Consider the following 13,983-nt stretch of genomic DNA (forward strand, 5'->3'; position numbering starts at 1 on the left):
GTGATTTCTAAAGCTCTTTTTCCACTCATCTCTATTTAATGGATAACACCAATAACACTTGGATTTACTTGAACGGGAGTTTCTGTAATTGTAATTGCATCCTTTATTTTCTGAATGACAGCTGCATTATCTTCTATATTAGTATGGATGGTTGCAAGCTTATCGCCAGCCTCCAGCTTATCACCCAGCTTTACATGAAAGGTGATTCCTACTTGATGATCGATTTGATCATCCTTTGTTTTTCTGCCGGCGCCGAGCAGCATAGCAGCCTCTCCCATCTGCTGTGTTTCGACAGAAGAAATATACCCTGCCTTCTCTGCAGTCACATCAATAGATTGCTTTGCTTCGATTTCATGAATACTGGACATATCCCCATCTTGTGCCTCAATAAAGGTAACAAACTTCTCATAAGCATCTCCATTTTGAATCACTTCTTCAACCAATTTTCTGCCTTGTTCTTCCGTCGTTGCTTTTCCGGCCAGATAGACCATTTGCGCAGCAATCTCTACAGAGACATCATATAAATCCTGACTATATTCCTGGTCACGTAATAATTTTACTGCCTCCAGCACTTCATTTCCATTACCGATTTCTGTGCCAAGAGGCTGATCCATATTAGTTAAAACAGCCACGGTTTCCCGATTTAACTTTTTCCCGATGGCAACCATTGTTTCCGCAAGCTTCCTTGCTTCCTCTTCTGTTTTCATAAAAGCGCCATTGCCGACTTTAATATCTAATACGATGGCATCTGCTCCGGAGGCTATTTTCTTACTCATGATGGAGCTTGCAATTAATGGAATAGAGTCAACCGTACCTGTCACATCTCTTAAAGCATAAATCTTTTTATCCGCAGGTACTAAATTCCCTGATTGTCCGACCAGCGCGATACCTAATTCTTGTACCTGCTCTTTAAACCTGTCTAACGGAAGCTCTGTATGAAACCCTTTAATCGATTCCAGCTTATCTACTGTTCCGCCGGTATGACCGAGCCCGCGTCCGCTCATTTTTGCAAAAGGGATGCCTAAGGACGTGATAATCGGAGCGACTACTAAACTGACCTTGTCCCCTACGCCGCCAGTAGAGTGTTTGTCTACAACTGTGGTATTTAAAAAGGATAAATCAATGGTTTCCCCAGACTTCACCATGAAGTCTGTAAGTGCAGAGGTCTCATCACTGTTTAAACCTTGAAAATATACGGCCATCAACCAGCTTGCGATTTGATAATCCGGTATCGTATCGTTGACATATCCATCTATCATATACTCGATTTCTTCATAAGATAATGCTTCTCCGTATTTTTTCTTATTGATTATCTCTACCGTATTCATGTTAATCTCCCTCTCTATTTATTTAATATCGTCTAAAAAGCTCGTACCATGTTCCGGTAATGTAATATTAAAATTGTCTGCAATGGTTGCACCGATATCCGCAAAGGTTGTCCTGACCGGAAGCTCTTTCCCTTCTTCAATACCTATGTGGTAAACAAGCAGCGGCACATATTCGCGGGTATGATCCGTTCCGTGATGTATCGGATCATTTCCGTGGTCAGCTGTAATAATCAATAAATCATCTTCCTGCAGCTGATCAAGTATTTCCGGCAGCTGTTTATCATAGGTCTCCAGCGCTTTTCCATATCCCATTGGATCTCTGCGATGGCCATACTTTGCATCGAAATCAACCAGGTTAAGGAAGCTTAAGCCGGTGAATTCCTTTTTCAACGTATCACTTAATTTCACCATTCCATCATCGTTATCCTTTGTACGGACTGCCTCTGTCACTCCTTCCCCATCATAAATATCAGATATCTTCCCAAGTGCGATAACGTCAATTCCGGCATCTTTTAATTCATTCATCACTGTGCGCCCAAAAGGTTTTAACGCGTAGTCATGTCTGTTGGATGTACGTTCAAAAGCCCCCGGCTCTCCTACGAACGGACGGGCAATGACACGCCCTACCATATACTTCTCATCCAGCGTGAGCTCTCTGGCAATTTCACAAATCTGGTACAATTCATCGATTGGAACCACATCCTCATGAGCAGCAATCTGCAGAACAGAATCTGCAGATGTGTACACAATCAAGCTGCCCGTTTCGACATGTTCTTTTCCAAGCTCTACTAATATTTCTGTTCCAGATGCCGGTTTATTGCCAATTACTTTTCTTCCAGTCTTTTCTTCTAATGCTTGAATAAGCTCATCTGGGAATCCATCCGGGAACGTTCGGAATGGCTGGTCAATACGGAGCCCCATAATTTCCCAATGACCAGTCATGGTATCTTTTCCATTAGAAGCCTCCTGCATTTTTGTATAATGTGCTTTAGGCTTGTCCGCCGAAGCAATCCCTTTAATTTCACGAATATTGCTCAGGCCTAGGCTTCCCATCGTCGGCATATCCAGCCCATTCATTTCTTCTGCAATATGGCCTAGTGTATCCGCTCCCAAATCATCAAACTTCGCGGCGTCCGGTGCCTCTCCAATCCCTACTGAATCCATGACAATTAAAAATACACGTTTAAATGATTTCATTTGTATCTACCTCCTATGTACTATATTCCCGAAACTATGGTTCCGTATGATATTTATTATAGATGTTAGATGTCTGACAACAAAAGGTCAATGAAATTTTTGCTGAAACACTTTTTTACATTTAATAAAGATAAAATTAAGCTCTCGGATGATAAGATTGATAGATATCCTTCAGCCTAGCTTTCGTTACATGCGTATAAATTTGTGTTGTCGATATATCCGCATGTCCAAGCATCTCTTGTACAATTCTTAGATCTGCTCCGTTTTCCAATAGATGGGTGGCGAAAGAATGCCTTAAAGTATGCGGAGTGATTGTCTTATGAATATCAGCTTTTATAGCCAATCCCTTTAAAATTTTCCAAAATCCCTGTCTGCTTAAAGGACGGCCATGCTGATTTAAAAAAAGTGCACTCTCCTGTTTGTTTTTCTTCACAAGCTCTTTTCTCGCCGTTTGTATATAATCCTCCAGAGTCTTTCTGGCTGTGTCTCCCAGTGGAACAATCCTTTCTTTCGAGCCTTTCCCCATACATTGGACAAAGCCCATCGTCAAGTGTAAATCCTCCAGTTTTAAGCCTATCATTTCAGATACACGCAAGCCCGTGGCATATAATAATTCTAGCATTGCCTTATTGCGCAGTGACAGCGGTGTTGCAGTGTTTATGCTTAATAATCGATCTACTTCCTCCTGAGAAAGTGTATCCGGAAGCTTCCGGTCTTTTTTCGGAGTTTCAATATGCAGACTGGGATCTGTATCAGCAATTCTCTCCCGTATTAAAAATTGGTGAAAGGATCTGATAGAAGAAATATGCCTCGAAATCGTAGCAGTCGACTTACCGCTGTCTTTTAGCTCATACAAAAAGCGCATAATATCATTTCGGGTGATTTCATTCCAAACATTATAGCCGATTTGGGTCAATTGTTTCTCGTAAGCAGTAAGATCTCTCTGATAGGAAGTGATGGTATTATCTGACAATCCCTTCTCTACCCGCAGAAAATGAAAAAAATCCTCTAATGCATATTTCAACATATTTATTCCCCTTTCAGAAAATCAAATGGAAACCAGGGAATCCCCTCCTCCACCACCTTAACCGCTGGTCCTTCCGGCAAATCATAACGATGCATTTCTTGAAACTCTTTATATATAAAATGCAGACAAACCGAAAAAAAGCAAGCACCTATCATAAACCAAATAAATATTTTAACAGTTTCCTTAACATGCTTCTCCATACTCTAACCTCCCTGTGCTGTTACGCTGTATCGCAGCCAAACACGTTTATAGTTAGAATATGCAAACAAGCTCTTCAAAAATACAAGAAAAAGATGCGGACAGGAACAAAATCGGTACATCTCCTTCTGTTAATATTATACAATGATTGGAAGCAGAGTTAAACTACAAACACTTTTACACTTTTGTGTCGTCCAGATTTTTGCCATACTAAAATTAATCAAAAAGGAGGTCTTACAGGTGCTTGAAGAAAAATTAAAACAATTAGGTGACAACTCCGCTATCGAAACAAAGACGCCCATTTCCTGCGGCGATATTAATCAGGCTTACTATGTAAAAACCGGAAAGCAGGAATATTTTATAAAAGCGAATCAAAGTGCAGCCAGTGATTTTTTTCAAATAGAAGTAAATGGACTGGAAAAAATTCGTTCGACACAGACAATTGCTGTACCGGAAGTATACTACTTTGATAATTCCGCCGGAAATGAAGAAATGATGCTGATTATGGAGTGGATTGAGGGAGAAGAAACTGCAGCTGCAGAGCAGCATTTAGGCAAACAGCTGGCCTCGATGCATTTAGTCGGCGGCTCCACAGCATATGGTTTAGATCAGTCAACCTATGTTGGAAAATTAACTCAGTCAAATGAGTGGTACACCAATTGGGTGGATTATTATCGTGAGCATCGGCTTCAGCCCCAGTTAGATTTGGCGGTGCAGTACAATCGGATGAACCAAAATAGACGTTTAAAACTAGAGGCATTGATTCGTGATTTAGATCTTTATCTCCCCAGTCAGCCTAAGGTTTCCTTATTACACGGTGATTTATGGGGAGGCAATTGGATTATAGGGGGCGCAGGACAGCCTTATCTGATTGATCCCTCTATACTTTACGGGGACCATTTATTTGAACTAGCTTTCACGGAACTCTTTGGTGGGTTTTCCAATACGTTTTATTCGCAATATCAGGAAGCAATGCCACTAGCTGATTATTATCAGGACGTGAAGCCGATTTACCAGCTTTTCCACTTGCTTGTTCATTTAAATATGTTTGGCGAGGTCTATGGCGGCAGCGTAGATCGCATTTTAAAAAGATATATTTGATTTTCTTCACCGCCTCAGCCCGGCGGCAGTATGTAATGACATTCTGCCGCCGGCTATCCCTGTTGCTGATCAATATGTATTTTGCTCCAAATAAAAATAAAACCTTTCTCTCCCGGAAAAAGGTTTTACTCTCATTACTTATGTTGCTTTTTGAACATCTTCTTTTTCTGCTGCAGCTGCTTTTTGACATTGGCGACAAATCCCATGAAAGGTTAAGCGATGATCCTTCACCTCAAAGCCCCAGTCATTTTCAACGATTTGTTCTACTTCACCTAATAAATCATTTTCAATCTCTTCAACAGAGCCGCATTCAATACATACTAAATGATGATGGAAATGCTTTGCGCCTTCTTTACGCAAATCATATCTGGATACACCATCACCAAAATTAATTTTGTCTACTATTTTCAATTCGGATAATAATTCTAATGTACGATAAACGGTTGCCAGACCAATTTCTGGTGATTTCTCCTTTACAAGAAGATACACATCCTCCGCACTTAAGTGATCGTCTTCTCTTTCCAGAAGCACTCGAACCGTAGCTTCCCTTTGGGGAGTTAATTTGTAGCTATGCGAATGTAGCTGTTTTTTTATTTTTTCAATCCGGTGTTCCATGGATAGTCGCCTCCCTCACTCTACATTTTTATTATATGCATCTATCTTCCATGTGTCAAAGGTATTCTCAATTGTTAATAATAATTATTATAAAATAACATAAATTATTATATTAAAACAAATACCTTTTATCAAGCAATAAGCAAGTAATGTAAAATGTAAAGGAGTTAAGATAAAGATACTTTATTCTCCCGCAGGAGGATTATCCATGGTACCTCTCTATCCATTCTAACAGAAGTGTATTTGACAGATAAGCTTCCATCAATGCTGCTAATGCTGTACATACAATTAAAATTGCAAAAGTGATAAGCAATCTTATAAAAGGCGGCCATACTTCCTGGTACTGATGCTTTAATAAAAGCTTCTGCCATAAACCAATTGAAAATATCATAGCCACACTTCCTGCAATGATATATATAGGAATAATCAATAGGTTTTGAGGAGCAATCGATATCGTTGATAAAAGAAGCCCTTGCCCTCCCAGCTGATTGACCATAAAACCGACTGAAAAACCGACAACGAGCCCTTTCATGAATATCATAATCCAAATAATAGGGAGCCCAATCATACTCAATGCCAATAATATAATAAAAGAAAGATACTTAATATGATAAAGAAGACTTTGAATAAATATATCCTGCCGTCCAATAACTTCTCCTTCATTTGTTTGCTGTGTAAAGAACCGTTCCAAGTAAAAGAACAGATTTTGTTTTTGTACAAAATCCATACTATTTACCAAGATAGCCCCGAACACGATGCCTGTCAAAAAAAGAATGGCAGTAAATACATAAATGGTCGTGTGCCGTTTTATATGCCCGATTAATAAATGTTGAGAGGTATTATACATTGAGATCCTCCTGACTTCACTATAGTTCCTATACTTCAAACTATGAGAATCCCTCTTAAAACATACCTATTAATTTTTATCTTTTAATAGAGCAGGTAGAACGCGTCCGGTGAAAACCTTTTTTCTTATTTCGTTAAAGCATGTAAATAAAGAACAGCATAGTTCGTTTTTGCGTCTTGAATACGCCCTTTTTCCACGAGGTCTTTTGCTTCATCTAACGTTACTTCCATGATTTCCACAAATTCATCGTCATCGCCCGCCGGCGGATTTTCCATTTTAATTAAATCATTGGTGACGTAAACATACACCAGTTCATTAGCAAAGCCTGGAGAGGTGTAAAAAGAGGTCACTTGCGAGAGATTAGTTGTTGTATACCCTGTTTCTTCTTCCAGCTCACGGACTGCGGCAGTTAATGGATTTTCATTCTGCTCCAGCTTCCCTGCCGGAATTTCTACTAATGTTCTTTCCAATGGTTTGCGATATTGTTCTACAAGTACAATTTTATTATCTGGTGTAATTGGAATAATCGCTACGGCTCCTGGATGATAGACAAGCTCTCTTTGAGCTGTTTCTCCATTGGGAAGCCGTACCTCATCTAGTTGTACATCAATAATGTTCCCTTCAAATATTTTTTTGGATGTCATTGTTTTTTCTTCAAAACGTTGCATATATGCTACTCCACCTTTTCGTCATTTAGTGCAGGTTAACAGGCTGACCCGCCAGCAGTTTGAACAAGTACTTTTTATGGACAATCGCCTGTGAAATTCCTGCTGAATGCAATTCCCTTATATGTGTCTTTCCATTCATTTTATTCGCAGAACTCTATTGTAGCAAGTCTATTTCTTTTTTTCTTCTGATTCGATTTCTTTTTTTATGACAAACGGTATTTTATTTCTTAACCATTCATTACTTTCAGACACTGATTATCATTCCCATCCGCCCCACAAACTATTTGATAGAAATGACTTATTTCATTCGTTAAAAAAGTGTATTAATTGTATTCTTTTCTATCACCCTCTACAATATATGCATACCGGATTTACAAGGAGGAATAGCATGAAGAAACGGCAGCTTGGCAAAAGCGATATCGAAATTTCTGATTTAACTCTCGGCTGTATGTCGCTGGGAACAAATGTACAGCAAGGTAAAAAAATGATTGATTATGCGTTAGATAAAGGAATCAATCACTTAGATACGGCAGACCTTTATCACTTTGGCGAGAATGAAAAAATCGTTGGAGAAGCAATAAAGCATCGCAGATCGGATGTAGTTGTGACTACAAAGGTCGGAAACCATTTTGAAAAAGGTAAAGATGATTGGTTCTGGGATCCTTCGAAGAAATATATCCACAAAGCCGTCCGGGATAGTTTACAAAGACTGAATACAGACTATATTGATGTCTACATGCTTCATGGCGGCACATTGGAGGATTCAATCGATGAAACCATAGAAGCTTTTGATGAACTAAAGAAAGATGGTCTAATCCGCACCTATGGTATTTCGTCCATCCGTCCAAATGTTGTCCGGGAATACGCCATCCGCTCCTCTATTGATATTTTAATGACACAGTACAGTCTTTTAGACAGAAGACCAGAGGAAGCCATTCTACCGATTGCAGAAGAAAATAAAATCGGTGTTGTTGCCCGCGGTCCGCTGGCACAGGGGCTACTAAGCAATAAAGCCGATGAAGTTCTCGATAAAAAAGCGGAGGACGGCTACCTCGACTATTCCTACAGCGAATTAAAATCACTTTATTATGAATTGGAACAGGCGTTGCCGGACAGTTCTCTGCAGCAATTAGCGATGTATTATGCAGCTAATCATCCTGCGATTACGTCAACCGTCTTTGGAGCAAGCTCTCTGGAACAATTAGAAAAAAATATTGCAGTTCACCAATCAATTAACGAAATCACCGATGCAGCTTATCCTATTCTGCAGCAGCTGTCCAAAGCTTCACAGTATGAGCAGCATCGTTAAAAAAGGCGGAGTTTCCGCAACTTCATAAGCCTTTTACAGCATTGCCAAAGAAACAGGTCTGCTTTCACTGAGAGATGATGCTCAGGAAAAGCAGACCTGTTTTATAAGATATACTTACTCTATTATTTTTTATCAAATTGAGATTGAAGGAGTTTCTCCATTAACCCTGGAAATAAGCGATACAGAATACTGCCAGCTTCCATCCACCACGGCATATTGATTTCTCTTCTATTAGAAAATAAAGAATGCACTACCTTTGAAGCTACTTTTTCAGGAGAAAGCATATACTTTTCTACATTCTGCTGGTATTTGCCCTCCTTATCAGCCATCTCAAAAAAGTTTGTTTTCACCGGGCCCAGATTAACAGAAGTGACCGTCAGGCTGCTTCCCCTTGTCTCTTGTCTGAGTACATTTGTAAAGCCCAGCATCGCATGTTTAGACGCAGCATATCCTGCTGCTTTTGGTGTTGGCAATTTTGCAGCCTGAGAAACAATATTAATAATATGCGATTTCCCTTTAAACTGCAGAAAATGTGGCAGGAAGGCTTTTGCATATTGCATCCCTGCTAAAACATTCACCTGAAACATTTCCTCTACCTCATCCATATTTAATTCTTCGATTGAATCAAATACACCAAAGCCTGCATTATTGATTAATCCATGAATACGCTTCTCTGTCTCCAACATATCATTAATCTGTTCTTCAATTGCTTCCCTTGAAAATCTGTCAATGGGATAAACCCTGCAAATGCCGTTATTTGCTTCTATTTCATCTGCTAATTCTTGCAGCAATTCTTGTGACCTTGCGATTAAAATAGGTATGCCGCCATGAGCAGCGATTTCTATAGCAATCCCTCTTCCAATTCCTTTTGATGCACCGGTGACAATAATTTTTTTATCTTTAACAAAATGATTTCTTCCTATTCTCATATTTATCGACCCTTACTTCATATAATGATTTAAAGTGTGTGACCTTGCTTTCAAAGTGTGAACAACATTTATTAGATGGATATCCTGTGTTTATATATATTGTACAACGAAACAATCCTCCCGTACACTGGTTTAAACATTGACTTACGGGGGAAAATCTAACACAATAAGATTGGGGGTGACACGATGACGTCCATTATCGCACACCGGGGTGCAAGCAATTATGCCCCTGAGAACAGTTTCCCGGCTTTTGAGCTTGCTTACGAGATGAAGGCTGATGGCATTGAAACAGATGTCCAATTAACAAAGGATAATATTCCTGTCCTTTTTCATGATGAAGGTTTGCAGCGTATTTTTGGAGTAAAAGGATGGATTACTCAATTTACGCTGGACGAGCTAAAACAATTAGACATGGGCAAATCCTTTCACACTGAATTTGCAGGAACACGGATCGTAACACTGGAGGAATTTCTAATCTGGATCAAAGATAAACCTTTGATTCTTCATTTAGAATTAAAAAATAATAAAATTGCACATAAGAATCTGGAGAAAATTACATATCAGCTTATTAAACAATATCAAATGCTGGACCGGACATACTTTTCTACATTCTCTGATACCAGTATAACGCGCCTGGCAAGTTTTGATGAAATTTCAAATATCGGTTGGTTAACCAAGCGATCAAGAAGAGATTTATTAGCATATGCCTTGTCTATCGGCGCAACAGCCGTTCATATAAAACACACGCTGCTGCGTCAGCAGCTCATAAATGAAGCGATGAAAAACGGGATTCCGGTAAGAGTGTATACGGTGAATTCAACCCGGCTTTTAAATCGATGCTTTTCTTACAAAGTAAATAGCATATTTACTGATGTACCCAATCGGGCGTTTGCTGTACGCAAAGCATTATATCGCAGTTTTTTGTCTTGATTGAAGAGCGCTTCCTAATTTTTGACCTTCTGCGTTGATGATTGTCGTATATTTGGGTAAAATTTTAAATTATAATATAATATTAAGGTGAGATTGAAACATGGAAATTACTTTCTTAGGCACCGGAGCAGGACTTCCTTCTAAAGAAAGGAATGTAACAGCCGTTGCACTCAGCATGCTGCAAGAATTAAATGAAGTCTGGTTGTTTGATTGCGGAGAAGCCACGCAGCATCAGCTTCTTCATACTAAAATTAAACCGGGAAAAATAAATAAAATCTTTATTTCCCATATGCATGGCGATCATATTTATGGATTACCGGGATTTCTCAGCAGCCGTTCATTTCAGGCAGGCGCAGACAGACCATTAACCATTTATGGTCCGGAGGGTTCAAAGGAATTTATCCAAGCTGCTTTGAAATTAAGCTATACGCATTTAACGTATCCTCTTACTGTTATAGAGATAAAAGAAGGACTGTTATTTGAAACGGAAGCCATCGAAGTATATGCAAAAAAACTTGTCCACGGTGTACCAAGCTTCGGTTTCCGTATTGTTGAAAAAGACAAGCCAGGTGAGCTTCTTGTAGATAAATTAAAAGAAAAAGGGATACGTCCCGGTCCAGTTTACGGCGAAATAAAAGAAAAACCTTCTGTCACTCTGGAAGATGGCACGATAATTTACCGTTCTGATTTTATCGGCTCGCCCAAAAAAGGAAGGGTTATTTCGATTCTTGGGGACACCACCTATCAGGCGGCGCATAAAGAATTTGTAAAAAATAGCGATCTGTTAATTCATGAAGCAACCTTTGCTGCAGATAAAGAGACACTTGCAGAGGACTATTTTCATTCAACAAATATACAAGCCGCTAAAATAGCGCTTGATGCAGGATGTAAACAGCTAATCTTGACACACATATCTTCAAGATATCAATTTTCAGATATGGATGCGTTTCTGGAAGAGACAAAAGAAGTATTTTTGAATACATCCATAGCCGGCGATTTTAGTGTGTTTCAATTATAGTTTGTGCATCGTTTACAGCTTGCACATCCTCTTGAAGTGAGAAAGGGAGAGACAGATTTGATGACCTTACAAGAAAACTATCAGCAAATTGTTGATGATCATCGAAAATATATTGATCAAGGAAATACCGTTGATTATACGTTTCGTAAACAACAATTAGAAAAAATCAAAAAGATTTTCAAAGATAATGAAGAAGAGATATATGATGTATTAAAAAAAGATTTAAATAAACCTGATCATGAAATAATACTTACGGAGATTGGCATTATTCAAAGCGAATTGGAAGTAGCCATTAAAAATCTCCGCTACTGGATGCAGCCTGAAAAAGTTGCCTCTCCATTAACGCATAAAGGCTCGAAAAGCTATATTATAAAAGAACCGCTCGGTGTTGTGCTCGTTATTGCACCATGGAATTATCCTTTACAATTATCATTAGTACCTGTTATCGGAGCGATTGCAGCAGGTAACTCAGTTATTCTAAAGCCGTCTGAACATGCTCCGCATACATCCGATTTTCTTGCCAGAATCGCAGAAGAGCATTTCGACCCGTCTTATTTCACTGTTGTTCAGGGTGCTGTCGAAGAAACAACAGAGCTGTTAAAACAGCGTTTTGATCACATTTTCTTTACTGGAGGAAGTGCAGTTGGAAAAATCGTGATGCGGGCCGCAAGCGAGCATTTAACTCCGGTAACGTTAGAGCTGGGCGGAAAAAGTCCTGCAATTGTAGATGAAGATGCAAACATCCAATTGGCAGCTAAACGAGTTGTATGGGGAAAATATACAAATGCCGGTCAGACCTGTGTGGCGCCGGATTATTTATTAGTACAAGAATCTGTTAAATTCAAGCTTTTAAAAGCAATGAAAAAGCAAATAAAGTCTTTATTTGGCAAGAATGTACTCCAGGGTGAAAATTATTCAAGAATCATAAATCTGGATCATTTTAACCGCTTAAAAGCATTTTTAAATGAAGATCATATTGTTCATGGCGGAGAATATAATGATGAAGAATTAATCATTGAACCTACTATTCTTGATAAAATAGATTGGGAAGACCCTATTATGCAAGAAGAGATATTTGGACCGATTCTTCCCGTATTATCCTTTGAGAATATAGAGGACGCCCTTTCGTTGATTAAATCAAGAGAAAAACCATTAGCACTATACTATTTTGGAGAAAATCCGAGAATGCAGTCTCAGGTAATGGAATACGTTTCATTTGGCGGCGGTTCTATCAATGATACATTCTTCCATTTAGCAAACCCGTATCTTCCGTTTGGCGGAGTCGGGCAGAGCGGAATGGGAAGCTATCACGGGAAAGCCAGCTTTGATACATTTTCACATCAGAAAAGCATCTTAAAACAAACAACGAAATTTGATTTGCCATTCCGTTATTCGGGCGGTACGGTTACTTCAAATATTTTGAAGAAATTCTTATCTTAAAAAAACAAAAGCCTTGATTTTATTCTATTTCAATAGATATAAAATCAAGGCTTTTTATAATCATCTAGGAAATCTTTTTGAAAGCTTGTCCGTGGCTGCTGTTTGTCCTTCTCTTCATTTTTTAAAGATAAAAATATATCTTTTCCGTATTTATCCGTTAATGCTTCCATGGTTTCGTAGAGCTTTTCTTTTTTAGCGTTATCGCGGTAAGTAAACAAATCAAGCTGTTCTCCTACTTGACTCTTCTCCTCTACACTTTGCAAAGAGACACCCAATAGCCGTACAGGCTCTTCATTCCAATGTTTTTTTAATAGCTCCTTTGCGACAAAAAGAATATCTTCTTTTTCATCGATATACCCTTGCAATGTTTTACTGCGCGTAATCGTTTGATGGTTGTGAAAACGAATCATTAATTGAACGCTTTTTCCTGTCGCATTTTTTCGTTTCACTCTTCTTGCTACATTGTCGGTAAGCTGGCCTAACAGCTGGTGAAGTTCATCCCAATCTGTTGAATCATGAGCCAATGTCTGTGAGCTACCGATACTTTTGAAATCATGTACCGCTTCTGGATCCACAATCCGATAGTCTATTCCATTGGCCAGGTTCTTCATTCTTTCTCCATTAACCCCTAATAGCTGCTTTAATTGATAGACATCATGTACAGCTAAATCACCGATTGTATGAATAGATACTTTTCGAAGTTTTTCAGCAGTCTTCTTCCCGATTCCGTGCATTTCTTCAATTGGAAGTGGCCATAATACGTTAGATAATTCCCGCTTTCGAAGGATAGTTATTCCTAAAGGTTTTTTCATATCTGACGCCATTTTTGCCAGAAATTTATTCGGGGCAATACCAAGACTGCATGGGATATCCAGCTCTTTTAATATCCGCTGCTGCAGGTAATTAGCTATTTCTACCGGCGTTCCGAATCCTTCCGTATCAGTAATATCCAGGTAGCCTTCATCAATCGAAACCGGCTGGACGAGCGGTGTAATTTCTGAAAGCATCTTAAAAATAGCCCGGGACGCTTCCCGGTATCTGTCAAAATTAGGCCGCATCAATAATAAATCGGGGCATAATTTTTTTGCCTGCCACACGGGCATCGTCGTTTTCACGCCTTTTGCTCTGGCTTCATAGCTGCTTGTAACAATAATCCCCTTCCGCTCTTCCGGGTTTCCGGCGATTGCAATCGGCTTTCCTTTTAATTCCGGATTATGCGCCATTTCTACCGAAGCATAAAAGCAGTTCATATCTATATGGAAGATAACTCGTCTTTTCGAATTGACCGGCTGTTCCATCATAACACCTCTATTCTTAACAAAAGAAGAACACACTCCATCATGGAATGCATTCTCCTTTTTCACAGAAAGCCGCTC

The 13,983-nt window shown here is 39.2% G+C and carries 14 protein-coding genes; 5 read left to right on the top strand and 9 right to left on the bottom strand.

Annotation, left to right across the window (positions count from 1 at the left end; genetic code table 11):
• Nucleotides 1-35 precede the first annotated feature (35 nt).
• The 4 genes from ACW0TQ_RS05500 to ACW0TQ_RS05515 form a co-directional block, all read right to left on the bottom strand.
• Nucleotides 36-1,328, bottom strand: a complete 1,293-nt coding sequence (locus tag ACW0TQ_RS05500) for a pyrimidine-nucleoside phosphorylase (protein WP_042534248.1) — start codon at nt 1,326-1,328, stop codon at nt 36-38.
• Nucleotides 1,329-1,346: 18 nt separating this feature from the next.
• Nucleotides 1,347-2,525 carry a phosphopentomutase gene (gene deoB, locus ACW0TQ_RS05505; protein ID WP_455725406.1) on the bottom strand — a complete coding sequence of 393 codons (1,179 nt, stop codon included), beginning with the start codon at nt 2,523-2,525 and terminating at the stop codon, nt 1,347-1,349.
• A 136-nt stretch (nt 2,526-2,661) separates the two neighbouring features.
• On the bottom strand, nt 2,662-3,552 hold the full coding sequence (xerD, locus tag ACW0TQ_RS05510; protein ID WP_368901228.1) for a site-specific tyrosine recombinase XerD: 891 nt from the start codon (nt 3,550-3,552) through the stop codon (nt 2,662-2,664).
• Between the two features lie 2 nt (nt 3,553-3,554).
• Nucleotides 3,555-3,752, bottom strand: a complete 198-nt coding sequence (locus tag ACW0TQ_RS05515; RefSeq protein WP_042534254.1) for a DUF4227 family protein — start codon at nt 3,750-3,752, stop codon at nt 3,555-3,557.
• 238 nt (nt 3,753-3,990) lie between these two features.
• On the opposite strand from ACW0TQ_RS05515, the gene ACW0TQ_RS05520 reads away from it, so the two are divergent.
• Nucleotides 3,991-4,851: a fructosamine kinase family protein gene (locus ACW0TQ_RS05520; protein WP_455725407.1), complete on the top strand. Its 861-nt coding sequence runs from the start codon at nt 3,991-3,993 to the stop codon at nt 4,849-4,851.
• Between the two features lie 138 nt (nt 4,852-4,989).
• Here the strand turns inward: ACW0TQ_RS05520 and fur are convergent, their stop codons facing one another.
• From fur to ACW0TQ_RS05535, 3 genes are all read right to left on the bottom strand, one after another.
• On the bottom strand, nt 4,990-5,466 hold the full coding sequence (fur, locus tag ACW0TQ_RS05525; protein WP_042534256.1) for a ferric iron uptake transcriptional regulator: 477 nt from the start codon (nt 5,464-5,466) through the stop codon (nt 4,990-4,992).
• A 202-nt stretch (nt 5,467-5,668) separates the two neighbouring features.
• Nucleotides 5,669-6,313 carry a stage II sporulation protein M gene (spoIIM, locus tag ACW0TQ_RS05530; RefSeq protein ID WP_042534257.1) on the bottom strand — a complete coding sequence of 215 codons (645 nt, stop codon included), beginning with the start codon at nt 6,311-6,313 and terminating at the stop codon, nt 5,669-5,671.
• Between the two features lie 125 nt (nt 6,314-6,438).
• The gene (locus tag ACW0TQ_RS05535; RefSeq protein WP_042534259.1) at nt 6,439-6,981 is read right to left on the bottom strand and encodes an NUDIX hydrolase; all 543 of its coding nucleotides are present in this window, start codon (nt 6,979-6,981) and stop codon (nt 6,439-6,441) included.
• Nucleotides 6,982-7,369: 388 nt separating this feature from the next.
• On the opposite strand from ACW0TQ_RS05535, the gene ACW0TQ_RS05540 reads away from it, so the two are divergent.
• Nucleotides 7,370-8,290 (top strand): aldo/keto reductase, encoded by a 921-nt coding sequence (locus tag ACW0TQ_RS05540; protein ID WP_368901229.1) that lies wholly within the window; start codon nt 7,370-7,372, stop codon nt 8,288-8,290.
• Nucleotides 8,291-8,412: 122 nt separating this feature from the next.
• On the opposite strand, the gene ACW0TQ_RS05545 is transcribed toward ACW0TQ_RS05540, so the two are convergent.
• The gene (locus tag ACW0TQ_RS05545) at nt 8,413-9,219 is read right to left on the bottom strand and encodes an SDR family NAD(P)-dependent oxidoreductase (RefSeq protein ID WP_042534263.1); all 807 of its coding nucleotides are present in this window, start codon (nt 9,217-9,219) and stop codon (nt 8,413-8,415) included.
• A 186-nt stretch (nt 9,220-9,405) separates the two neighbouring features.
• On the opposite strand from ACW0TQ_RS05545, the gene ACW0TQ_RS05550 reads away from it, so the two are divergent.
• The 3 genes from ACW0TQ_RS05550 to ACW0TQ_RS05560 all read left to right on the top strand — a co-directional run bounded on the left by ACW0TQ_RS05550 (nt 9,406) and on the right by ACW0TQ_RS05560 (nt 12,607).
• Nucleotides 9,406-10,149 carry a glycerophosphodiester phosphodiesterase gene (locus tag ACW0TQ_RS05550; RefSeq protein ID WP_042534265.1) on the top strand — a complete coding sequence of 248 codons (744 nt, stop codon included), beginning with the start codon at nt 9,406-9,408 and terminating at the stop codon, nt 10,147-10,149.
• A 100-nt stretch (nt 10,150-10,249) separates the two neighbouring features.
• Nucleotides 10,250-11,167 (top strand): ribonuclease Z, encoded by a 918-nt coding sequence (gene rnz / locus ACW0TQ_RS05555; protein WP_042534267.1) that lies wholly within the window; start codon nt 10,250-10,252, stop codon nt 11,165-11,167.
• 60 nt (nt 11,168-11,227) lie between these two features.
• On the top strand, nt 11,228-12,607 hold the full coding sequence (locus ACW0TQ_RS05560) for an aldehyde dehydrogenase (RefSeq protein ID WP_042534268.1): 1,380 nt from the start codon (nt 11,228-11,230) through the stop codon (nt 12,605-12,607).
• Nucleotides 12,608-12,651: 44 nt separating this feature from the next.
• Here ACW0TQ_RS05560 and ACW0TQ_RS05565 read toward each other — a convergent pair whose 3' ends face one another.
• On the bottom strand, nt 12,652-13,905 hold the full coding sequence (locus ACW0TQ_RS05565; RefSeq protein WP_419880316.1) for a DNA polymerase IV: 1,254 nt from the start codon (nt 13,903-13,905) through the stop codon (nt 12,652-12,654).
• Between the last annotated feature and the right edge of the window lie 78 nt (nt 13,906-13,983).

Source organism: Oceanobacillus sp. M60 (assembly GCF_053839645.1).